Annotated in this window: 19 protein-coding genes and 2 pseudogenes; 9 read left to right on the top strand and 12 right to left on the bottom strand. The window is 73.4% G+C overall.

The genetic code is table 11. The features are described 5' to 3' along the window. Positions 1–96: 96 nt before the first annotated feature. From ACYVPE_RS19710 to ACYVPE_RS19685, 6 genes are read right to left on the bottom strand one after another with little or no spacing between them, the layout of a single operon-like run. Positions 97–1,197 carry an LLM class flavin-dependent oxidoreductase gene (locus ACYVPE_RS19710; RefSeq protein WP_461034961.1) on the bottom strand — a complete coding sequence of 367 codons (1,101 nt, stop codon included), beginning with the start codon at positions 1,195–1,197 and terminating at the stop codon, positions 97–99. 17 nt (positions 1,198–1,214) lie between these two features. Next, positions 1,215–2,207, bottom strand: coding sequence for an ABC transporter substrate-binding protein (locus tag ACYVPE_RS19705; protein WP_461034960.1), 993 nt, complete (start codon positions 2,205–2,207; stop codon positions 1,215–1,217). A gap of 5 nt (positions 2,208–2,212) precedes the next feature. Next, on the bottom strand, positions 2,213–2,959 hold the full coding sequence (locus tag ACYVPE_RS19700) for an ABC transporter ATP-binding protein (RefSeq protein ID WP_461034959.1): 747 nt from the start codon (positions 2,957–2,959) through the stop codon (positions 2,213–2,215). Between the two features lie 5 nt (positions 2,960–2,964). Then, positions 2,965–3,852, bottom strand: coding sequence for an ABC transporter permease (locus ACYVPE_RS19695; protein ID WP_461034958.1), 888 nt, complete (start codon positions 3,850–3,852; stop codon positions 2,965–2,967). 45 nt (positions 3,853–3,897) lie between these two features. Further along, positions 3,898–4,746: a sulfurtransferase gene (locus ACYVPE_RS19690; RefSeq protein ID WP_461034957.1), complete on the bottom strand. Its 849-nt coding sequence runs from the start codon at positions 4,744–4,746 to the stop codon at positions 3,898–3,900. Then, a complete protein-coding gene (locus ACYVPE_RS19685) occupies positions 4,743–5,471 on the bottom strand; it encodes an alpha/beta hydrolase (protein ID WP_461034956.1) in 729 nt (242 codons plus the stop codon). Before ACYVPE_RS19685 ends, ACYVPE_RS19690 begins: the two co-directional genes overlap by 4 nt. A gap of 381 nt (positions 5,472–5,852) precedes the next feature. Between ACYVPE_RS19685 and ACYVPE_RS19680 the strand changes: the two genes are divergently transcribed. The 3 genes from ACYVPE_RS19680 (at position 5,853) to ACYVPE_RS19670 (ending at position 7,460) form a co-directional block, all read left to right on the top strand. Further along, entirely contained in the window at positions 5,853–6,731 is an 879-nt protein-coding gene (locus ACYVPE_RS19680) for a LysR family transcriptional regulator (RefSeq protein WP_461034955.1), read from the top strand. A gap of 112 nt (positions 6,732–6,843) precedes the next feature. Then, positions 6,844–7,086 carry a type II toxin-antitoxin system Phd/YefM family antitoxin gene (locus ACYVPE_RS19675; protein WP_461034954.1) on the top strand — a complete coding sequence of 81 codons (243 nt, stop codon included), beginning with the start codon at positions 6,844–6,846 and terminating at the stop codon, positions 7,084–7,086. Further along, positions 7,086–7,460: a type II toxin-antitoxin system VapC family toxin gene (locus tag ACYVPE_RS19670; protein WP_461034953.1), complete on the top strand. Its 375-nt coding sequence runs from the start codon at positions 7,086–7,088 to the stop codon at positions 7,458–7,460. The genes ACYVPE_RS19675 and ACYVPE_RS19670 overlap by 1 nt, the downstream gene beginning before the upstream one ends. A 51-nt stretch (positions 7,461–7,511) precedes the next feature. Here the strand turns inward: ACYVPE_RS19670 and ACYVPE_RS19665 are convergent, their stop codons facing one another. Next, complete coding sequence (locus tag ACYVPE_RS19665; protein ID WP_461034952.1) at positions 7,512–7,700, bottom strand: DUF397 domain-containing protein; 189 nt, start codon at positions 7,698–7,700, stop codon at positions 7,512–7,514. After that, the gene (locus ACYVPE_RS19660; protein WP_461034951.1) at positions 7,697–8,521 is read right to left on the bottom strand and encodes a DUF5753 domain-containing protein; all 825 of its coding nucleotides are present in this window, start codon (positions 8,519–8,521) and stop codon (positions 7,697–7,699) included. The genes ACYVPE_RS19665 and ACYVPE_RS19660 overlap by 4 nt, the downstream gene beginning before the upstream one ends. A 161-nt stretch (positions 8,522–8,682) precedes the next feature. On the opposite strand from ACYVPE_RS19660, the gene ACYVPE_RS19655 reads away from it, so the two are divergent. The 5 genes and pseudogenes from ACYVPE_RS19655 to ACYVPE_RS19635 all read left to right on the top strand — a co-directional run bounded on the left by ACYVPE_RS19655 (position 8,683) and on the right by ACYVPE_RS19635 (position 14,618). Then, entirely contained in the window at positions 8,683–9,453 is a 771-nt protein-coding gene (locus ACYVPE_RS19655) for a dienelactone hydrolase family protein (RefSeq protein WP_461034950.1), read from the top strand. Next, entirely contained in the window at positions 9,450–10,091 is a 642-nt protein-coding gene (locus ACYVPE_RS19650; protein ID WP_461034949.1) for a class I SAM-dependent methyltransferase, read from the top strand. Before ACYVPE_RS19655 ends, ACYVPE_RS19650 begins: the two co-directional genes overlap by 4 nt. 396 nt (positions 10,092–10,487) lie before the next feature. Beyond that, positions 10,488–11,561, top strand: a pseudogene (locus ACYVPE_RS19645) (silent information regulator protein Sir2); the annotation flags it as partial. Between the two features lie 212 nt (positions 11,562–11,773). Further along, a complete protein-coding gene (locus ACYVPE_RS19640) occupies positions 11,774–13,507 on the top strand; it encodes a glucuronyl esterase domain-containing protein (RefSeq protein ID WP_461034948.1) in 1,734 nt (577 codons plus the stop codon). A 91-nt stretch (positions 13,508–13,598) separates the two neighbouring features. Next, the gene (locus ACYVPE_RS19635; RefSeq protein WP_461034947.1) at positions 13,599–14,618 is read left to right on the top strand and encodes a hypothetical protein; all 1,020 of its coding nucleotides are present in this window, start codon (positions 13,599–13,601) and stop codon (positions 14,616–14,618) included. Here ACYVPE_RS19635 and ACYVPE_RS19630 read toward each other — a convergent pair. Both ACYVPE_RS19630 and ACYVPE_RS19625 read right to left on the bottom strand, forming a co-directional pair. Continuing rightward, on the bottom strand, positions 14,602–15,552 hold the full coding sequence (locus ACYVPE_RS19630; protein WP_461034963.1) for an aminoglycoside phosphotransferase family protein: 951 nt from the start codon (positions 15,550–15,552) through the stop codon (positions 14,602–14,604). The genes ACYVPE_RS19635 and ACYVPE_RS19630 overlap by 17 nt on opposite strands. 153 nt (positions 15,553–15,705) lie before the next feature. Then, positions 15,706–16,170: pseudogene (locus ACYVPE_RS19625) on the bottom strand (carboxymuconolactone decarboxylase family protein); the annotation flags it as partial. A 131-nt stretch (positions 16,171–16,301) separates the two neighbouring features. Between ACYVPE_RS19625 and ACYVPE_RS19620 the strand changes: the two are divergent. Further along, a complete protein-coding gene (locus tag ACYVPE_RS19620) occupies positions 16,302–16,733 on the top strand; it encodes an SPW repeat domain-containing protein (RefSeq protein ID WP_461034946.1) in 432 nt (143 codons plus the stop codon). Positions 16,734–16,759: 26 nt separating this feature from the next. On the opposite strand, the gene ACYVPE_RS19615 is transcribed toward ACYVPE_RS19620, so the two are convergent. Next, complete coding sequence (locus ACYVPE_RS19615) at positions 16,760–18,037, bottom strand: exo-alpha-sialidase (RefSeq protein ID WP_461034945.1); 1,278 nt, start codon at positions 18,035–18,037, stop codon at positions 16,760–16,762. 136 nt (positions 18,038–18,173) lie between these two features. Further along, entirely contained in the window at positions 18,174–20,084 is a 1,911-nt protein-coding gene (locus ACYVPE_RS19610; RefSeq protein WP_461034944.1) for a glycoside hydrolase domain-containing protein, read from the bottom strand. Positions 20,085–20,109 lie beyond the last annotated feature (25 nt).

Here is a 20,109-nt window from a genome sequence, read left to right as displayed (position 1 = left end):
CCCGCGCCCGGGCGGTAGCGCGCCTCGCGCCCGGCGCGGCACGCTGCCCCGTCGCTGAGGCCGCGGCGCCAGCCGCCGCGCACGTCGGGCCGTCGCTCAAGCCGCGGCGCCAGCCGCCCGGTGGGCGAGTTCCTGCCGCAGCAGCGGCAGCACGTGCCGGGCCGAGTCGATCGCGTCGTTGAGCGGGTCGTAGCCGCGGATGGACAGCAGCTCGCAGCCGATGTCGACGTAGTCGAGGAGCGCGGCGGCCACCGTCTCGGGGGAGCCGACCAGCGCCGTCGAACTGCCAGCGGCGTTCGTGGCGGTGACCAGCGGCGTCCACAGCGCCCGGTCGTGGAGCTCGCCGCGGGCCGCGACGTCGAGGAGCCGCCGCGAGCCGGCGTTGGCCGGGACGCCCTGGCCGACCGCCGGGTAGTGCCGGCTCCTGGCCCGCTCCGCGTGGCCCGCCCGCACCTGGCCGAGGATCCGGTGCGCCTTCTCCCAGGCCAGCTCGTCGGTGGGCGCGATGATCGGCCGGAACGAGACCCAGATCCTGGGGTGCGGCCGGCCCACCAGCTCCGCCTGGTGGTTGACCGCCGCGATCTGCTCGGCGGTCTCCTTCAACGGCTCGCCCCACAGCCCGAAGATGTCGCCCTGCCGGCCGCCGACCCGGTAGGCCTCGGCCGACGAACCCCCGACCGAGATCGGGATGGTGCCGCGCACCGGGCGGACGTCGGAGCGGAAGCCCTCGAAGCGGTAGTGCGTGCCGTGGTGGGAGACCGGGCCGTCCGCGTCCCACACCCGGCGCAGGATCTCGATGTACTCCTCGGAGCGGTCGTACCGCTCGCTCTTGCTCAGGTAGTCGCCCTCGCGGCGCTGCTCCTCGTCGCTGCCGCCGGAGATGATGTGGAGGGCGAGCCGGCCCCGGCTGATCCGGTCGAGCGTGGCGAAGGCCCGGGCGGCGTGGGTGGGGAAGACGACGCCTGGCCGGTGCGCGAGCATCGGCCGCAGCCGCTCGGTGTGGGTGGCGACGAACTGGGCGAGTTGCAGCGCGTCGGGCGAGGCCGAGTGGTAGGCGACCAGGGTGTAGTCGAACCCGCCGTCGTCCAGGGCGCGGGCGTAGCGCCTGGTGTGCTCGGGGTCGATGCCGGAGCCGGCGGTGGGGTTGCCGTCGGTGGCGGGGTTGGGGTGGATGGCGCTGATGAACTCGACGGGCATGGCAGTCCGTTCCGTGGTCAGTTGGCGAAGAGCGAGCCGTCGACGTGGTCGGCGACGGTGACGTTCGGGTCGAGCACGCCGATGGCGTGCATCGTGTCGGCGACCTCCTGGACGGCGGCCACCGCCTCGTCGCCGGGCGGGCCCAACTCCTGGTAGGAGGAGTGCGACAGGCGCTCGGCGACGAACTCGGAGGCGCCGTTCTCCTCCTGGATCACCCGGGCGTACTCGTCGGGATGGTCGGCGGCCCAGGAGAACGCCTGGGCGAGCCGGTCGAGCACGTCGGTCAGCGCCGCGCGCCTGCCCTCGTCCGCGAGGGCGTCCTCGGTGGCGGTGATGAAGCCGTAGCCGCTGGTCAACCCGTTCTCGCCGGTAACCAGGGTGCGGGCGCCGTTCTCCACCGCGCCGTGCTGGTAGGCGCCGAAGATGGCCCAGGCGTCGATCTGGCCGGAGGCGAACGCGGCCTGCGCGTCGGTCGGCAGCAGGTACTGGACGTCGACGTCGTCGTAGGAGAGCCCGGCCTGTTCCAGGGCGCGGGCCAGCAGGTACTCGGCGATGGAGCCCTGGGCCGACGACACGACGACCTGCCGGCCGGCGAGGTCGCGCACGTCCCTGATCGGCGAGTCGGGCTGGACCAGGATGGCCGTGCCCGAGCCGTCGTTGCGGATCGCGGCGACGGCCTGGAGCGGAACGCCGCCGCTGATCGCCTGGAGGGTCGGCAGGTCGGCGGCGTAGCCGGTGTCGACAGCGCCGCCCTGCACGGCCTGGAAGAGCGGGGCCGCGCCCTCGAACTCGGCCCACTCGACGTCGTAGGGGGTGTCGTCGAGGACGCCGGCCGCGCTGGCCAGGGTCTGGAGGTTGCCGGCCTGGTCGCCCAGGGTGACGGTGACGTCGGAGAGCGGCGAGCCGTCCGACGCCGCTCCCGACCGGCCGTCGTCGGCGCCGTCCGAGCCGCAGGCGGCGGCGCCGACGAGGACGACGGCGGCGAGCAGGGCTCTGATCGTGGTGCGCATGGTTCTCACTTCTCGGGTGCGGGGACGGGGGACGGCTCGTCGGAGACGCCGAGCCAGGACAGCAACCGGCCGCGCAGGCGGACCAGTTCGGTGCTGCCGACGCCGCGCGGGCGCGGCAGGTCGACGGTGATCTCATGGGCGATGGAGCCGCCGTCCATGACCAGGACGCGGTCGGCGAGGAGCAGCGCCTCCTCCACGTCGTGGGTGACGAGCAGGATCGCGCAGCGGTGCCGCTGCCACAGCTCACCGACCAACCGCTGCGCGCGGCCCCTGGTCAGCGCGTCCAGCGCGCCGAACGGCTCGTCCAGCAACAGCAGTTCGGGCTCCCGCACCAGCGCACGGGCCAGCGAGACGCGCTGTGCCTCGCCGCCCGAGAGGGTCTTGGGCCACGCCGTGGCGTGACCCGTCATGCCGACCTCGGCCAGGTAGCGGCCGGCGAGTTCGGGGTCGGGACGCCCCGGCAGCCCGAGGACGACGTTGCGCCAGACTTTGAGCCACGGCATCAGCCGGGGCGACTGGAAGGCGACGGAGCGGCGCGCCGGCACGGTCACCCGGCCGCCGATCTCGTCGTCGAGCCCGGCCAGCACCCGCAGCAGGGTGGACTTGCCGCAGCCGCTGTGCCCCAGCAGGGCGACGAACTCGCCGCGCCCGATGGTCAGATCGAGGCCGTCGATGACGGTGCGGCCGTCGAACGCCCTGGTCAGGCCCCGCACGTCGACGCTCGGCGCGGAGGTCGTGGTGGTCGCGTTCATGTGGTTCACGCCCCGTCGCCGTCGAAGGAGGCCCGCCAGGCGAGCAGGTAGCGGCCGAGCAGCCGGACCGTGAAGTCGCAGAGCAGCCCGAGCACGGCGTAGACGGCCAGGCAGAGCACGATCACGTCGGTGCGGAAGTACTGCTGGGCGTTGCTCATCAGGTGGCCGATGCCCTCGGACGCGTTGACCTGCTCCGCGAAGACCAGGGCCAGCCAGGCGGTGGACAGCGCGTAGCGCAGCCCGACCAGGGCGCCGGGCAGCGCGGACGGCAGGATCACGTACCGGATCAGGGCGAGCCGGCCAAGGCCCACCATCCGTCCTGCCTCGACCAGTTGGGCGTCCGTGGAGCGGATGCCGCCGTAGATGTTGAAGTAGAGCGGGTAGGTCACGCCGAGGGCGACCAGCGCGATCTTCGGCGTCTCGTCGATGCCGAACCACACGATGAACAGCGGGATCAGGCCGACCCAGGGGATCGCCCGCAGCATGCCCATCGAGGAGTCCACGACGTCCTCGCCGACCCGGAAGAGCCCCGCGAGCAGCGCCAGGGTCAGTGCCACGGTGGCGCCGATCAGGAAGCCGGTGCCGGCCCGGAGGGCGGACGCGCCGATGGCGTCGGGCAGTTCACCCGACCTGGTCAACTCCCAGCCGCGCCGCACGACGTCGACCGGGGACGCCAGCACGTCGTCGGCGAGGAGCCCGGTGACGCCCGCGAGGTACCAGACGAGCAGCAGCCCGACGGGCCCGGTGGCCCGGCGCAACGGCCGGGGCACGCGTGGCCCGCGCCGGGCGCGGCCGGCCGCCGGGCGGATGGTGACGCGATCCGCCGGCAGGGGTTCGGCGGGGGCGGACGTCGGTGGGGCGGCGCCCGGCGGGGACTGTTCCTGGAGGGACATGGGGGCCTTTCGCAACGGGGGGCGGGGCGGGCGGGGCGGGCCGTGTCAGCCGGGGTGCGGCCCGGTGGCGGCGGGGCGATCCGGGTCTGCCGACCAGGCGGACCAGGACCCGGGGTAGAGGGCGGCGTCGAAGCCCGCGACGGCGAGGGCCGCGGCCTGGTGCGCCGCGGTGACGCCGGAACCGCAGTAGACGCCGACGGTGGCGCCGTCCCGGGCGCCGAGCGCCGCGAACCGCGCGGCGAGCGCGGCGGGAGGCAGGAAGCGGCCGGCGGCGTCGAGGTTGTCGCCGGTGGGGGCGCTGACCGCGCCGGGGATGTGGCCGGCGCGCGGGTCGACCGGCTCGGTCTCGCCGCGGTAGCTCTCGGCGGCGCGGGCGTCGAGCAGCAGCCCGTCGCGGGCGAGCGCGGCGGCCTGGTCCGCGGTGAGCACGGGCAGCCGGCCGGGCTTGAGCCGGACGTTCCCCGGCGGACCCGGTGCCTCGTCCCCGGCGCGCAGCGGAAGTCCGGCGGCCCGCCAGGCCGCCAACGCGCCGTCCAGCAGCCGGACGTCGGCGACGCCGGCCCAGCGCAGCAGCCACCAGGCGCGGGCCGCCGCCAGGCCGCCGGCGTCGTCGTACACGACGACGGCCCGCCCCTCGGTGAGGCCGAGGCGTCGGGCGGCGGCCTGGAGGTCGGCCGGGTCCGGCAGCGGATGCCGGCCGCCGGCGGCGCTCGGCGGGGCGGCCAACTCGGTGTCCAGGTCCACGTAGATGGCGCCCGGAACGTGTCCCGCGCGGTGGTGCGCGCGGCCGTGCGGGTCGCCGAGCGCCCAGCGGACGTCGAGGACCAGGGGTGGGTCTGCGGAGTCCAGGGCCGCGCGCAGCTCGGCGACGGAGACGGTGACGGTGGCGGTCATGCGGCCACCCCGTGCCGGTCGCCGGACTCCGGGATCGCGATGGGCGGCACGTCCGGGGAGAGCCGCAGCCGCTCCAGGAAGAGCACGAGGGTGGCGGCCGCGGTGCGGTGCGTCACGTCGTTGAGCACGTCGTGCCGGGTGCCGGCCAGGCCGACCAGGTGCACCCCGGGAATCCCGCTGTAGACGCGGCGGGCGTCGGCGAGCGGGCTGACGGTGTCGTCGGCGCCGTGCAGCGCGAGCACGGGCACGGTCACCCGGTCCAGCGCGGGCGGGGGGTCGAGCGGCCCGTCGACCAGGGCGCCGCGCCGGAAGGCCGGGTCGGCGGTGAGGCGGCCGCGGTGGGTGGGGCAGGCGGTGCGCAGGTCCAGTTCCGCCTCCCAGTCGGTGGCCGCCGGCGCGGTGTTCCGCCCGGTGGGCAGGCCGGCCAGCACGAGGGCGTCCACCGCGACCTCGCGGTCGGCGGCGAGGGCGATCGCCCGCCGGGCGCCGGTGTCCGCCCCGAGCAGCACCCTGGGCCCGGGCCCCGCGTCGGCGAGCAGCCCCGGCAGCGACCCGGCCGCGTCGGCCGCGTCGTCCAGGGCCCGCACCCGGTACGCGTCGAACGCCAGCCGGCGGCCGAGACGTTCGTACACGCCCCCGTGCTCGCCGCGTCCCGGCAGCACGAACACGGTGCCGCGGGCGGCGAGTTCGGCAGGTTCGTCCCAGCTGTAGAGGGCGTGGGTCATCGGAGCCTCGATTCGGTGACACGGCAGGCGTCAGCGGCGCGGGCCGGCACGACCCACGGCATGGGCGGGGCACGGGGACAGCACGCGAAGACGGTGAAGGGAGAGGGGGGTGAGGAGAGAAGAGAGCGCGCCTCAGCCGCGACAGCGGGCGGAGCACACGCGGCCGAAGTCGACCGCGCGGCGCTGCGTCAGCATCGCGCCGGACGGCAGGGCCGGGGACTCCGACCGCCGTCCGGCGTCAAAGGGGCGCGACTCGTGGGCCGCCCCGAGCGTGGCACGCAGCATGCACCCAGAATGACCGCCGCTGCCCCGATCCGTCCAACGACGATTCGCCATCAAAACCGATCACGATCACTGATCGATCGCTGCTACCGTTCGAACATGGGACCGGTACTGGACATCGTCACCCTGCGCAGCCTGCTCGCCATCGCGGACCACGGCGGCTTCCACCGTGCCGCGCAGGCGCTGGCCCTGAGCCAGTCCGCCGTCAGCCAGCATGTCAGGCGGCTGGAGAAGACGTTGGGCCGCCCCGTCGTCGAACGGGACGGCCGCCGCACCCGGTTCACCCCCGACGGCGAGGCGCTGGTCGAGGAGGCCCGCCGGATCGTCGGCGTGCACGACGCCGCCGTCCGGCGGCTGTGCGGCGCGGACCCGGCCGCGACGACCGTCACCATCGGCTCCACGGAACACGCCGCCGACCAGATCCTCCCGGTGCTCGCCGACGCGGTGCGGGCCGTGTGCCCCCAGGCCCAGGTGCGGTTCCGGATCGACCGCTCCGCCCGCCTCGTCGAGGCCGTCGACCGCGGCGCGGTCGACGTCGCCGTCTACGTGGCCGAGGCCGCCGCCACCCCCGGCGTGCCGGCCGGGGCGCTGCCGCTCGCCTGGTACGCGGTGCCCGGCTGGGCACCGCCGGCGCCCCCGGGGCCGCTGCCGCTGGTCGCCGTCCAGGAGCCGTGCACCATCCGGCACCGGGCGCTGAGCGTGCTGTCCGACCACGGCATCCCCGCCGCGGTGGTCTGCGACGCCGGCTACCTCGCGGGGGTGTTGGACGCGACGCGCGCCGGCCTTGGCGCCGCCCTGCTGGCGGCCGTCGGCCCGCACCCGGACGGCCTGGAACGACGCGACGACCTACCGGCCGCCCCCGCCGTCCGCCTCAGCGCCCGCGCCCGCCCCGGCGCCGACCCGGCCCTGACGAACGCGGCGATCGAGGCCGTCCGCGGCCTGCTCGCGGCGGCTACGCCGGCCCGCCAGGGCGTCTGATCGGCCCAGGCGCCCTACCGGGCATGCCTGCGGGCCGGAAACCGAGGTAGAGTTAGTCCGATACTTAGTCCACCCGGTGCTCGATCGTACCCACTCCGTTGTGAGGGCCCTCATGGAAGCCGCACATCAGTACAACGTTCACGAGGCCAAGACCCACTTCTCCCGGATCTTGGAGCAGGTCGCGACAGGCGAGGAAGTGGTGATCAGCAAGGCGGGTCATCCGGTAGCGAAGGTCGTTCCGCTGCGTCCGAAGGTGCGGCGGACGGGACGCGGGGCCCTCAAGGGCCGCATCCACATCGCGGAGGACTTCGACGAGCTGCCAGACGACCTGGCCGACGCCCTCGGGGCGCGCTGATGCGGCTGCTCCTCGACACCCATGTCGTCCTGTGGTGGATGGACGACTCTCCTGAGCTGTCCGCTGAGATCAAGGATCTTCTGGACACCGAGCCCGCCGTGTATGTGAGCGCGGTCTCGCCATGGGAGATCGCCATCAAGCAGTCCGTCGGGAAACTTCAAGGCCCGGAGGACCTGGCTGAACGAGTGCGCGACAGCCAGTTCTCCAGCCTACCCATCACCGCCGGACACGGGGTCCGGGCCGGTCGGCTCCCGGAGATCCATCGGGATCCTTTCGATCGGCTGTTGGTCGCCCAGAGCCAGATCGAAGGGATGACCTTGGTGACAAGGGACAAGCGGATTCCGCAGTACGAGGTCCAGGTGCTCCCGGTCTGACCAAGGTGCCCGCCCGCAGGACGCGACGGGAACGCGCCGATGCCGCCGGGGCTACCTCCGCAGGGCGGCGATGAACGGGTTCCAAGCGGCGGCCGGGAACGCGAGTTCGGCCCCGTGCGGGTCCTTGCTGTCCCGGACGGGGATGAGGCCGGGCAGCCCGTCTGCGACCTCCAGGCAGTTGCCGTCCCCGCCGTCGCTGTAGCTCGACTTGCGCCAGGTGACGCCGAACGTGTCACTCATTCCTGGTGCTCCTTCAGTACGCGCTCGATGAATGCGAAGGACTCGGCTGGTGGCAGCGCCAAGTCTCGCACGATGTCGTAGGCCAGCCGGTAGTTGTGCAAGTCGTCGTCCTCGTCCAGCAGTTGGCCGGACACATTGCTCTCCAGATGGGCGACGAGGTCCTTGTCTCCCTGCCAGAGCAGCGAGAGGGATCCACACCCTCGGAGCGGGTGGGAACCCGCCGCCAGCGGGAGCACCTGGAGGGTGATCGAGGGCTCCATCGCCGACTGGAGCAGGTGCGCCAACTGGTCGCCCCAGACCTCCCGGTCCGCCACCGGACACCGCAGCACCGACTCGTCGAGGATCACCCGCATCGTCGGAGGCGGCTTCCGCTGCAGCAGTTCCTTGCGGCCCATCCGCGCCACGACCTGCTCTTCCAACTCCTCCTCGGAGTGCCCGGGCCAGAGGGACAGCACGGCCCTCGCGAAAGGCTCGGTCTGGAGCAGCCCGGGGATGGTCAGCATGTACTTGTGCATGATCGTGGCGGTGGACTCCAGCCGCATGAACGCCTTGTACTGGTCCTTGAATGCTTCGAGCCGTGCCACCTTCCACAGTGTCACCAGCAGATCGCCCGAGCCGTAGTACGCGTCCAGGTCCTCCATGATCACCCGCTTGGAGATGCGCTCCGCCATCTCCAGCCGGTACAGATAGCTCTTCTCGTACCCAGTGTCCTGGGCCAGTTGGCCGAGCGACTTCTCCGCCTTCGCTCGCAGGAACCGCAGGGCTGCCCCCAGGGCCGCCCGCGCCGAGTCCTCAACGGCGGCCGCCTTGTCCACGCTCATCCGGTGCCCCTCGCTCTCCCGTCGGTGACGCCGAGAACGAGCCCAGCACGCGGGACGGCGCTTCCGCAGGCAAAGGGCGGAACGCCAGCACAACGGGGCAGGCCGCGATGACTAGTGTGACGCTCGGCCGCACTCACTCGCCCACGAGAGAGGTTCCCCCCATGCCCCACGTCAGTGGTTCGTTCCTCGACGTCCCCACGCCCGACGGCGCGGCCGACTCCTATCTCGTCCATCCCGACGGCGGCGGCCCCCACCCGGCCGTGCTGTTCTACATGGACGCCTTCGGGCTGCGCCCGCACCTGCGGGCGATGGCCGACCGGTTGGCCTCGGCCGGCTACACCGTGCTGGTCCCCAATGTCTTCCACCGCTACAAGCGAGCGCCCGTCGTCGACCTCCCCGACTACATCGACCTCGCCCAACGCCCCGAGATCTTCCAGCAGATCAGGCCCGCCGCCGCCACCCTCACCCCCGAGGCGGCGATGCGGGACGCCGGTGCCTACCTGGACTGGCTGGCCGCCTCCCCGCTGACGACGGACGGGCAGGTCGGCGTCACCGGCTACTGCATGGGTGCGGGCCTCGCCCTCCGCACCGTAGGCAGTTACCCAGAACGGATCGCCGCCACGGCCGGCTTCCACGGCGCGCGCCTCGCCACCGAGGACGAGGACAGCCCGCACCTGCTGGCCGACCGCATCACCGCCGAGCTGTACTTCGGCCACGCCGACCAGGACTCCAACAACACCCCGGAGATGATCGCCCGCCTCGACCGGGCCCTGACCACCGCCGGCGTCCGCCACCGCGCCGAGGTCTATGCCGGCGCTCAGCACGGCTTCACCCAATCCGACACCGCCGCCTACGACCACGAGGCGGCGGAACGCCACTGGGCCGCCCTGATCGACCTGTTCGACCGCACCCTCCCGGCGGGCGCGCGGTGACCCGCCGCCCCGCGCCGCTCCAGAACCCGCGGTTCGCGCGGGCCTACCTCCGCATCGCGGAGCAGACGGACCGGCGCGGCGGCGCCGCGCACCGGCGGCGGCTGCTGGCCGGGGTGCGCGGCCGGGTGCTGGAGGTCGGCGCCGGGCAGGGCCGCAACTTCCCGCACTATCCCGCCACCGCGCGGGAGGTCGTCGCCCTGGAACCGGACGACACCCTGCGGGCCGTGGCCGAGCGGGAGGCCGTCACGGCGCCCGTCCCGGTGGTCGTCCGCCCGGGGCATGCCGGCCGACTGCCGGGCGAGGACGGCGAGTTCGACGCCGTCGTCTTCTCGCTCGTGCTCTGCAGCGTCGACGGCCAGGCCGCCGCCCTGGCGGAGGCCGCCCGGGTGCTGCGGCCCGGCGGGCAGCTCCGCTTCTACGAGCACGTGCGCTCGCCGCGCCGCTGGGCGGCGCTGCTCGAGGACGCGGTCACGCCGCTGTGGCGGCGGAGCGCCGGCGGCTGCCACCCGAACCGGGACACCGAAACCGCCATCCGCCGGGCGGGGTTCACCGTCGACGAGGTCGACCACTTCGCCTTCGCCCCGACGACGCTCATCCCGCCCATCTCCCACGTCCTCGGCACCGCTACCCGCTCGTAGGCCCGGTCCGCCAGGAGAGGGACGGGGCGGCAGCGCGCGATAGTGCACACTCCGCCCCTCATCGTCCACACCGGCCGACCTAGCCTGTCCCTGCCCGAGCCGCGCGCCGCAGGTGAGCAGCTACCGATCCCCTGTCACTCCTCCGTCTACTGCGCACCGCGCACGCCCCGAGACCGACCTGGCCCGGCGGTCCGGCACGCCCTGCCCCGCCGGGAGACGAGGCGTGCGCCGCGCCCACCCCCACGAGTAGTCGTCATGGAAGGAAGGCAAGGCATGCCCGCACGAAAGAACACGAGGACGATGGCGACGACCTGGTGCGCCGGTCTGCTCGCCGCCGTCGCGGGACTGGCCACCGTCGGCACCGCCCAGGCCGCGCCGATCGAGGCCGCGCTCGCGACCGTGTACGTGGCACCGAACGGCACCGACGGCGCGGCCGGCACCATATCGGCGCCCACCACGCTCACCTCGGCGATCAGCCGCGTCGACCCCGGCGGGACGATCTACGTGCGCGGCGGCACCTACAACTTCTCGTCGACCGTCACCATCCCGGCGGGCAACAACGGCACCTCCAGCGCCCGCACCCGGCTGACGGGCTACAACGGTGAGCGGCCGGTGTTCAACTTCTCGGCGCAGAGCGAGAGTTCGTCGAACCGCGGGCTCGCCGTGAACGGCAACTACTGGCACGTCTACGGCATCACCGTCGAGCGCGCCGGGGACAACGGCATCTTCGTCGGCGGCAACAACAACATCCTGGAGCGCACCGTCACGCGCTACAACCGTGACACCGGCCTGCAGATCGCCCGGATCTCCTCCAGCACCCCGCGCGCCCAGTGGCCGGCCAACAACCTCGTGCTGAGCGCCGAGTCGCACGACAACGCCGACTCCGACGGCGAGGACGCGGACGGCTTCGCGGCCAAGCTCACCGTCGGCAGCGGCAACGTCTTCCGCTACGCCGTCTCCCACAACAACGCCGACGACGGCTGGGACCTCTACACCTACGCCGACGAGGAGCCGATCGGCGCGGTGACCATCGAGGACTCCCTCTCCTACGAGAACGGCACCCTCAGCGACGGCACCCAGCTCTCCAACGGCGACCGCAACGGCTACAAGCTCGGCGGCGAGGACGTCCCGATCAACCACGTCATCCGGCGCAACATCGCCGTCGACAACGGCCAGCACGGGTTCACCTACAACCGGAACCCGGGCTCGATGACCATCTCGAACAACGTGAGCATCCGCAGCGAGGAGCGCAACTTCAACTTCGACGCCGGCACCTCGGTGTTCCGCAACAACACCTCCTGCGACAGCGGCTCCAACGACCGGATCATCGGCAACTCCGACAGCTCCAACCAGTGGGACACCGGCACCAACGGCTCCCGCTGCGCCACCTACTCGGGCGCGCTCGGCTGGTCCCTCGCCTCCGACGGTCGCCTCGTGGTGACCTTCGGCGGCCGGGTGGTCACGCCGTAACCACGATCGGCGGCGGGCCGGCCCACACCGCGCCCGCCGCGCCCCCACCGCCGCCCGGCGGTCCCGCGCCGGGCGGCGGTGCCGTGTCGGGCGGCGGCGGTGCCGTTATCCCGCCAACCTCAGTCGAACGCGTCTCGACTGTTGTCATGTACCGGGCCCGTTCCTAGCATGGGAGCGCTCCCATAACTCCGTACGGGACACGGAGGTCTCCCATGCGCATCCTCGGATTTCGGCGGTACCGGCCTCGGGCCTGGGCCGTGGCGGTCTTCGGGACCGTAGCCAGTCTGGCCACCCTCACCCTCGTACCGGGCGCCGTCGCCACCGGCGGCCCGACCCCCGCCGCCGCGCAGGTCGCGGCGATCGCGGCGGCACCCGGCATCGCGGCCGTGGAGGACGAAGGCGCCGACTGCCCGGTGCCCGACAGCGGCCCGGCCGCCAACTCGCTGCTGCCCGACCCGTTCACCAGGATCGACGGCACCCGGATCACCACCAGGGCCGACTGGCGCTGCCGGCGGGCCGAGATCCGGGAGCTGGCGGAACGGACCGTCTACGGGCAGAAGCCGGCCCGACCCGACAGCGTGACCGGCACCGTCTCGCGGACCGGCATCACGGTGAACGTGTCGCACCAGGGCCGGAGTTCGAGCTTCTCGGCGAGCGTCGAGCTGCCGAGCGGCTCCGGCCCCTTCCCGGCCGTCGTGGTCTTCGGCGGCTTCGGCGCCGACACCGCCACCATCAAGGCGTCAGGGGCCGCCGTCATCAACTTCGACCCGTACACCGTCGGACGCGAGGGGACGCCGCGCAACAACAAGCAGGGCGCGTTCTACAGCGTCTACGGCGCCCAGAGCGGCACGGGGCTGCTGATGGCCTGGTCCTGGGGGGTGAGCCGGATCATCGACGTCATCGAGCAGTCGGGCGGCGGCATCCTGCGGGCCGACGCCACCGGCGTCACGGGCTGCTCGCGGTTCGGCAAGGGCGCCTTCGTGGCCGGCGCGTTCGACCAGCGGGTCGCGCTGACCATGCCGATCGAGTCGGGCAGCGCGGGGGCGCCCATCCTGCGGGGGATCCCGGGGGAGAGCGGGGCCCAGCCGCTGAGCAGCGCCTACTCGGAACAGCCCTGGCTCGGCGACGCGTTCGGCTCCTACACCGGCAACCCGAACGCGCTGCCGGTGGACACGCACCAGATGGTGGGCATGGTCGCGCCGCGTGGCCTGTTCGTCATGGAGAACCCGCACATCGACTGGCTGGGCGCCAGGTCGGGGAGCGTGGCGGCGCTCGGCGGGGCCGAGGTCTACCGGGCGCTCGGCGCGACGAGCAACATCAGCTACTGGTCCGACGTCTCGGACGGCAACCACTGCGCGGTCAGGTCGGAGTGGCGGGCCCCGTTGCAGCAGAGCATCCAGCGGTTCCTGTTCAACACCGGCAGTGCGCCCGGGGTGTTCCGGGTCGCCGCCTCGAAGTCCGGCAACCTGTCGGCGTGGCGCAACTGGCAGACGCCGACCCTCACCGACACCGGCACCACGGGCGGCACGACGTCCGGCACGACGTCCGGCACCACGACCACGGGCGGCGGTGACGCGGGCGGCACGACGGTCGGGGGCACCACCGTCGGCGGCACCACGGGCGGTGATCCCGGCGGTCCTGGCGACGCCTGCGGCGCCGGCTACCGCACGGTCAACAGCTGGTCGGGCGGCTTCCAGGGCGAGGTGACGGTCACCAACACCTCGGGCGCCGCGCTGACCGGCTGGTCCGTCGGCCTGACCCTGGCGCCGGGACAGTCCATCAGCAACCTGTGGAACGGCCAGCAGAGCGGGACCAGCGGGGCCATCACGGTGCGCAACACCCAGTGGAACGGCGCCCTCGCGCCCAACGGGACGGTGACCTTCGGGTTCACCGTCAGCGGCGCCTCCTCGACGGCGCCGAGCGGGATCAGCTGCGTCGCGACCTGACGGCCGACCGACGTGCACGCGGGCGGCGGTGGCGCGGCGACTGTCAGTGGCGGGTGCTTTCATCGGGGAGAGCGAGACAGGAAGGCACCCGATGAGCCCCGTGAGTTGGACGACGCCACCGCGACCCGTGAATGTCACGGAGGTCGTTCCCGAGCTGGCCGCCTGGGCGCGGAGCACGACCCGGCTGCACCCGCGCCCTGGCAACCCGGGCGTCCACGAGAGCTCGGTGGGCGGGCCGCTGCTCTGGCCCGCCCACGAGCCATGGCCGGTCTGCTCCGAGGCGCACCTGGAGCGGTCCCTCACCACGCTCGACGACGTGCGCGAGCTGCGGCGCATCCTCGCCGAGGCGTGGGCGCGGCCCCGCGAGCCGCGCGTCAACCTGCTGACGCCCGAGGAGAAGGAGCAGGTGGATCGGATCCACGCAGGTCTCCCCGGCGAGTGCCTGCCGCCCGAGCCGGTGCCGCTGCTGCCCGTCGCGCAGCTGCGCGCGGCGGACGTGCCCGATCTGCCGTGCCCGCCGGGCAAGGACCTGCTCCAGGTCCTGTGGTGCCCCTTCATGCACGGTGACGACTGTCTGCCGGGCGTGCGGCTGCGATGGCGCCGCGCGGCCGAGGTGGTCACGCCGCTGGTCGAGGTCCCCGAGCCCGACGTGATCGGCATGGGTGACTTCGTGCCCGAGCCGTGCGTGCTGCGTCCTGAGCGGGCCACCGAGTACGCCGCGGCCGACGTGCTGCCCGGCGAGCTCGCGGCCCGGGTCCACGCGGAGTGGCCACCCGACGCGGAGGTCTCCTACCAGGGGGCGCTGTCGGTGGCTCCCGGGTGGAAGGTGGGCGGCTGGCCGGCGCCATGGACCTTCTGCGAGCTGGACGCGCCGTTGACGTGCGAGCGGTGCGGCACGCTCGTGGAGCCGCTGCTCACCGTGGGCGGCACCGAGTGGGACGGGGGCAGCGGCAGCTGGCGGCCGCTGGAGTGCCTCGCCGGCGCCGACCGGGAGGCGCCGTACCCGGAGCGGAACGAGCCGACGATGGTCGACATCGGCCGGAGCTACACCATGCAGATATACCGCTGCCCCGCCGACGCCGACCACCCGCCGGTCAGTGCCATGCAGTGAGGCCCCCCGGCACCGTGAGCAGTGCCGCCACCCCGTCGGCGAACGCCGTGATCCGGTCCAGCTCGGGGCCGCCGCGGGCCCTGCGGAAGCCGTGTCGGCGGGCCCAGAACGCGGCCTGGACGGCGTGGAGTTGGGTCCAGCGGCGGACGCGTTCGCGGTCGAGTCCCGCGGCCTCCGAGTAGACGTCGAGGGTGCGGCGCAGGGCCCTGGGCAGGTCGTCGCTGTCGAGCAGCCGCAGGGCGAACACCTTGAGCAGGGTGCCGGCGTCGTAGGCCGGGTCGCCGGCCAGGCCCTTGGGGTCGACGGCCAGCCAGGGCTCGCGCTCGGCGCGGAGGATGTTGCGCGGGTGGAGGTCGCCGTGGATGACGGTGTCCGGCTGGTCACGGCCCAGTTCGCGGACGGTCGCGGTCGCCGCTGCCAGCACCTCGGGGGTGAGCGGGTGCGACAACTCCGCGGCGTCCCGGCGCAGTTCCTCCTCCCAGGCGTCGGCCTGCCCCCGCAGCCGGGGGAGTCCTGGCGGGGCGGGGACGGTGAGTCGCCGGCTGAGCTGTCCCGCGGTCCGCAGGACCTCGTCGCCGTCCGCGACCTCGGCCAGGGTCGTCGTCCCCGCCCGCTCGAGCAGCATCGCGAACCGGTCGTCGTCCCGCTCGTACAGCCGGACGGCGCCGTGCCCGGCCCAGGCCGCGAAGGCGTCGGGCTCGTGGGCGTTGCCCGGGTGCGGGAACGACACCTTCAGCACGGCGGCGCCCCCGCCCGCGCGCCGCACGGGCACCACGACGGCGACGCCACCGTGCATGACCTCGCCGTCCGGCGCGCAGCCCCAGCGCTCCACCAACTCACCGACGATCGCTGGCAACTCACCGAGCCACGCCGCGCCCCGCTCGCCCTCACGCGCCACGGTCCCGGTGGCGAACTCCTCCGGTATAGCGATCATCCACGCAGCGTATCCGGGCCGGGGACCGTCGGACCGGGCGGCTGACGCCAGGGGGCCACTCCTCCTCGCGAAGGCGTCGGAGCGCACCGCACCCGCCCGCCCCCGCGGGCCGCGGGGGTGAGGGCGGGGTCGTGTGGTGGGTCGGTCGGCGAGGGCGGCGAACTGGTTCGGGTGGTAGGAGCCGCCAGGGTTGTGGACGATGACGTTGAGGCGGTTGTTGGCGTTGATCAGGGAGACCAGGGCGGCGAGCCGGTCGTCGTCGTAGTGGGCGCGGGCCCGGGCCCAGGTGTCGTCGGAGACGCCGGGGTGGGCGTCGGCGATGCGGGTGCCCTCCTCGGTGAGGGCCAGCGCGGCGCGCTCGGCGTCGGTGAAGACCGTGGACTCGCGCCAGGCGGCGACCAGGTTCAGCCGGGTCGGGTCCTCGCCGGCGGCGGTGGCGTCCTTGGCGTGGTAGTCCACGCAGAAGCCGCAGCCGTTGATCTGGCTGGCGCGCAGCATCACCAGGTTCTGGGTTTCCTGCGGCAGCGGCGACTGGAGGATCGCCAGGGCGACGTTGTAGATCCGCTTGGCGATCTTCGCGCCGAGCTCGTTGGTCATCAGGTCGAATCGGGGTTCCATCGGGTGTTCCTTCACCTCGTGCCGTGGCGGTCGACCATGGGACACCGGCGGGACGCGCCCCGTGACAGGTGTGGTCGGGGGCGGGTCGGGTACTCGGCTGGCGTTTCGCCGCTGAGGTGAGGGGATCGATCATGGCGCGGAAGGACGCGGAGGCCGCGGACGCCCGGCGCAGGCTGGTGCGGAAGGGGCAGCACGACGACGTTCTGGGCGTGCTGATGCTGATCAGCGGGGCCGCCCTGTTCTTCGGGCCCTGGGTGGCCGGTCAGATGGCGGACGCCGACCGGGACGCCTTCATCAACGAGCTGGTGGTGGGCCTGATCGTGGTCTTCGTGGCGGGCTCACGGCTCTCCAGCGGCGGTGGGATCAGGAACGACCTGGTGATCCTGCTGGCCGGCGGCTGGATGATCGCCGGGCCGTTCCTGCTCGGCCTCGGCAACACCAGGGTGGCGGGGCCGCGCCCGTTCGACCTCTTCATCGGGATCGTGCTCTCGGTGCTCGCGGTGGTGGGCCTCGGGCTGCTCAGGGCCTCCCGGCGGCCCGCGCCCCGGGTGCGGCACGCGTGAGCCGCGCCTGGGGGCGGGGGCGGCCGTCAGGTGTTCGGGCCGTTGAGGATCCAGGAGAGGTTGAAGCGGCGCCAGAGGAGCGCGCGGTAGGAGTCGCCGCCGGTGCCGTCGTTGAAGAAGTCGGTCTCGACCAGGGCGCCGATGCGGTAGTCGGCGGTCTTGGTCAGGCTGGTGTAGCCGCCCTCCTCGCCGACCCCGGACACCGGGGCGTCGGTGAGGTGGCGGCCGTAGGTGTAGGTGCGGGCGTCGGCGTCGTAGCTGATCCGCACCCGGAGGTAGCGGCGGCTGCTGACGTGCGCCGAGTTGAGGAAGATGGTGCGGGCCGGCGCGTCGATGTTGTAGGCGAGCACCGAGCCCTGGCACATCGGGTCGGGCAGGCCGTTGTCGGCGGCGAACGCGCCGAAGCTGTTCAGGGTGCCGCGGGCGACCATCCGGTAGTCGCCGTCGAGCGGCCGGTCGTTGCGGTAGAGGTTGCCGTCCGGGGTCTGGGTGACGGTGCCCTCGTTGTAGGTCTGGGGCAGCGGTTGGTAGGTCCAGGTCCGGTTGCCCGCGGTGCCGCGGCCGACGATGTTGCGGCCCTGGGCCGGGATCACCAGTTCCCCTGACCGCATCCGGATGCCGTTGCCGGGGCCGACGGCGTCCCACGCCCAGCCGGCCGGGGTGAGCTGCGAGGTCAGCCGCTGCGGCGTCGTCCAGGTGGCGCCGTCGTCGGTCGACCGGCTGAGGTAGAGGTGGCGGCGGCCCGCGTCGGTGGCGTCGACCTTCTTGGTGTGGGTGCCGTCCGGCAGGAGTTCGTTGCCCGAGAAGCTGCGGTCGCCCGCGTTCCACGACATGAAGAGGTAGATCGTGGAGCCGTCCACGACCGGCGTCGGGTTGCCCCAGGTGCCGTTCCCCGAGCCGACGACCTCGCGCAGCGACTCCCAGTCGCCCGGGTCGGCGCCGTGGTCGGTGGCGGTCCTGGTCCGCTTGTAGACGAGGTTGACGTCGCCGAAGTCCTTGTTGTTGTGCCGGCGTCCCTCCGCGAACGCCAGGATCCGGCCGGTGCTCGTGGTGACCACGGCCGGGATCCGGAACGAGTGGAAGCCGACTCCTGAGGAGAGCCGGTCGGGGGACGACATGTTGGCGCTGCGGAACAGGGCGAAGGCGCGGTGGTAGGGCGCGGCGTCCTTGGCCGGGTCGTCCACCGCGGCGGCGAGGGCGGGTTCGTCGGCCGCGGCGGCCGCCTCGGCGGCCGTGGCCGGCCGGGTCATGGCGGCGGCCAGCGTGGTGCCGAGGCCGGCCGCTATCGCGGTTCGGCGGTTCAAGCCTGTTGGGCCCACTTCGACTCCCTTGTGGGGGGATGGTGGCATGGGTGGCATGCACCTGATCATTGCCTGTCGGCAATGTAGAGGGAGGGGTCTCGAGGCGTCCAGAGTTGCGATCGTGACGGATGACACGGCGTCAGGCGAGCACCGTCTCCCACGACGTCGTCGCGCTGAACGGCATGACGGGGTTGAACGGATCGCGGCGCAGCCGGCGAACCATCAGCTTGCGGTTGCCGTTGGGGAGGGCGATGTCGACGGTCTGGTCGTCCACCCGCACCGCCGCCAGCCGACCGCAGGTGCTGTACGGCACCCCACCCACGTCCACCCCCGGGAGCGTCCAGCTGATGCCGTTCCAGGCCGTCCACACCAGTTCGGCCCTGGCGGTGATCGCGATCGCCACGAGCAGGTCGCCCACGCTCAGCAGGCGGAGCGCCACCGGGCGGGATGTGGACGGGGGTTGGGGGATGGCGAAGGCGAGGGACCAGGCGTCGGGCGAGCCGTGGTCGGGGGCGCCGCGCAGCAGGTGGCTGACCGAGCCGTCCCGGCCGGGCACCAGCAGGTGCAACCGGCCGCCGTGGTGGGCCGCGCGCACCCCGAGGCGCGGGTCGACGTTCACCACGTTGGGGACGGTCTCGGTGGTCCAGCCGGTCGCCGGCTTCCAGCGCACCCAGCGGGGCAGGTCGGCGGCGTCCACCGCGAACACGTCGATGGAGTCCGGGTCCCCTGGCGTGGTGACGGCGGTCAGGTCGGTGCCGGGCGCCATCGCGAAGCCGTGGGTGATCGGCCCGGTGTGCACGGCCCAGTCCGTGTCGTTCGGGTTCCACCAGGTGGTCACGATCTCGTGGCTGGTGTTGATGAAGAACACGTCGAGCTGGTCCGGCCGGCGGCTGACGGCCGCGATGGGGGAGCGGGGCCTGGCCGGCATCGTGGGGTTGAGCGTCCAGGGGTGGTCGACGGAGGACTCCGTCGGGCTCTCCCAGGACGTCCACACGCTGCCGTCCACGCCGACCCCGAACAGGTCGATGTGCTCGGGGCGCCGGGAGACCGCGGCCGCCGACGCGGTGTCGAACCAGGGACCGTAGCCGAGGTCCCGCACGCCGACGCTCGACGGCGTGCCGTCCTCGCCCGCGCCGCTGTCCCAGGCGCCGTCGAACCGCGTCCAGAAGACGTCGGCGGGCGAGACCGCGAAGAGCGCCGGGCCGCCGGGCGGGAAGGCGGCCATCGCCAGGGCGCCCGGGTCCTCGGGGTGCGCCGGGTCGGGCACCCGGGAGGCGTCGTAGTCGATCCGGAAGACCGGGCGCTTCACCCCGGACGGCAGGGGCAGTTGGGAGGTGCTGACGACGTTCCCGGCGTCGTCCGTGCGGTTCTCGTTGTACCAGGCGAACTGGAAGGCGATCGAGCCTGGCCGCACCCAGTCGCCCTCGGTCGGGTCGGTCCACCGGGGCGCCGGTGGCAGGGCGAGCCGGCCGGTGGCCTCGTCGTACACGTGGGGCTGGGTCTTGCCCGGGTCGACCACCCAGAGCGCGATCGTGGGGGAGTGGTGCGCGACGAGGGGCACGTCGACCGGCCAGCAGTAGACGCCGGGCCGGTAGCCGGCGGCCGCCACGGCGTCGCGCCACGCGCGCAGATAGTCCGGGAAGTGGGTGGTGCTCATGAACCCGCCGAGTTCCAGGTCCAGGTAGATCGTGGCACCGGTCTCGATCTCGGCGGCCACCGCCCGCCGGACGTGGCGCTGGCCGTCGGCGGTGCCGTTGGCCGCCGTCCACTCCGGGTTGGGGTGGGTGTTCGGGAGCGTGCCGAGGAACTGCCGGGCGAGGACGAGGGGCGCCAGGCCCCAGCCCTCTGACCGGTAGTAGCGCCAACTCGCCACGTTGGGCGTGCGGTTGCGCGGCTTCGTCCACTCGGTGTCGGTCTCCTGGGTGGCGGCGTGGCCGAGGTAGAAGCCGGCCCAGCGGAGGTTGGTGTTGGCGAGGACGCCGCGCATCAGGGCGTCGCCGTCTCCCGAGTCGAGGCCGGGCGGGGTCATGCGGTCGAATCCTGCGTACATCGGTTGCTCCTGATGGTGAACGCCG

This window comes from Streptomyces mayteni (assembly GCF_054783955.1).
Note: the sequence above shows the minus strand (reverse complement) of the source record. Positions and strands in the feature narration are given on the sequence as shown.